At 40.9% G+C, this 1776-nt stretch carries 1 protein-coding gene and 1 pseudogene; both read right to left on the bottom strand.

The window, feature by feature from the left end:
• Nucleotides 1–185: pseudogene (locus F452_RS11755) on the bottom strand (sugar transporter); the annotation flags it as partial.
• A gap of 17 nt (nt 186–202) precedes the next feature.
• Nucleotides 203–1468 (bottom strand): nucleotide sugar dehydrogenase, encoded by a 1266-nt coding sequence (locus F452_RS0110550; protein WP_018966141.1) that lies wholly within the window; start codon nt 1466–1468, stop codon nt 203–205.
• Nucleotides 1469–1776: the final 308 nt, after the last annotated feature.

Below are 1776 nucleotides of genomic sequence, written 5' to 3'. Positions count from 1 at the left end.
GATAGGTTCAAAAGGCCCAGCAAATTTGTGATTGTTGTATTCAAGCCCAATACCTCGGTTCCAAGGGAATCGATAAAAACTTTACGGGAAAAGAAAGTAGTCACCAGTATAAGAAGAAAATAGAACAGAGAAACTTTTGTGTTCTGTATGCTATTATCTGTGCGACTTTGCTTTTGTGCCTTCATGAAAGTTTATAAACGTACTACAACTTATAGCATTTTTCTCCTTTGGGATGAATACCTTTCACGTCGTAGATAACAGTATTGGCTGTGCATGATTTTTCGAGATCGATAGCAAAGAACTCTCTATGACCTACAGCAATAACAATAGCATCGAATTTCCCCTCAGGATATTCATTACAAACCTTTATCCCATATACTTGCTCTGCTATAAAAGGATTTGCCCAAGGGTCGTGTACTACAATATTTTTCGTGTATTCCTGGAGGGTACTGTATATGTCTGTTACTTTAGTGTTACGGATATCCGGACAGTTTTCTTTGAATGTGAATCCTAATATAAGAATGTGTGCATCTTTGACCATGATGCCGGCCTTATTCATTTGTTTGATAGTCTGCATGGCCACGTAGGAACCCATGCTGTCATTCAGCCTTCTTGCCGACATTAATATTTGGGGGTAAACACCAAATACTTGTGCTCGCTGGATAAGGTAATATGGATCTACTCCAATACAATGACCACCGACCAAGCCCGGCTGAAAAGGTAGAAAGTTCCATTTTGTGCCTGCAGCCTCTAATACTTCGTGAGTATCAATTCCCATTGCATTGAAAATCTTTGCGATTTCGTTCATAAATGCAATATTTACATCTCGTTGCGCATTTTCTATGATTTTTGAAGCCTCTGCAACTTTTATCGAAGGCGCTTTGTGTGTGCCATTGACTAACACGGTATTATATACTCTATCCACATAGTCCGCTATTTCCGGAGTAGAACCGGAGGTTACTTTTTTTATGTTCTCTACTGTGTGAACTTTATCCCCCGGATTAATTCGTTCGGGGCTGTATCCGGCAAAGAAGTCCACATTGTATTTGAAACCCGAAACTTTCTCGATAATCGGAATACATTCGTCTTCGGTTACACCCGGGTATACTGTGCTTTCGTACACCACCACATCTCCTCGGTCGATTACCTTTCCGATTGTTTCGCTGGCTGCCAAAAGCGGCCTTAGGTCGGGGGTGTGATTGTGATCTATAGGGGTAGGAACTGTTACAATATAGAGGTTACAGTCTCTAATATCCTCAATTTTTGCTGTGCAAAGCAATCCTTTTAGTAGGGCCTCTTGTAATAACCCATCTCCAATTTCCCCTGTGCTGTCATGTCCTGACAATAATTCTTCCACACGGCTTGGATTGATGTCGAAGCCGATTGTGGAAAATTTTGTAGAAAATAGACGAGCTAGTGGGAGACCTACGTATCCCAAACCGATGATAGCAATCCTAATGTTATTCATCTCTTTTGATGGATATTATCAACGTCTCACAGAGTTTCATTATTCCGCGATGAGGATCGTTTTTCTTGTGTATATGGTGCGGTTCCTCATACTTGAAATGTATCAAAATGTTTAATTTCGACATCTAATCTGAGGTGCTGTGCAAAGGTAGAATTTTTAGGAGGAAGGAAAAAGGAAAGGCCTATTAAAAAACATGAAAGGAAGAATAGTGAGAAGGGTGCGCCGGATCTTTCGGATCGACGCACTCCTTTCGTTGTTTAGTCTTGTGGATTGTCTATTGGTACCCGGATCGTAGTCGGATTAGAGTC

It is taken from the genome of Porphyromonas gulae DSM 15663 (genome assembly GCF_000378065.1).
GTDB classification, from domain to species: Bacteria; Bacteroidota; Bacteroidia; order Bacteroidales; family Porphyromonadaceae; genus Porphyromonas; species Porphyromonas gulae.
Note: the sequence above shows the minus strand (reverse complement) of the source record. Positions and strands in the feature narration are given on the sequence as shown.

Excerpts from the sequence above, each read along its gene's own strand:
- F452_RS0110550 (WP_018966141.1), bottom strand. The coding sequence starts at position 1,468 with ATGAATAACATTAGGATTGCTATCATCGGTTTGGGATACGTAGGTCTC.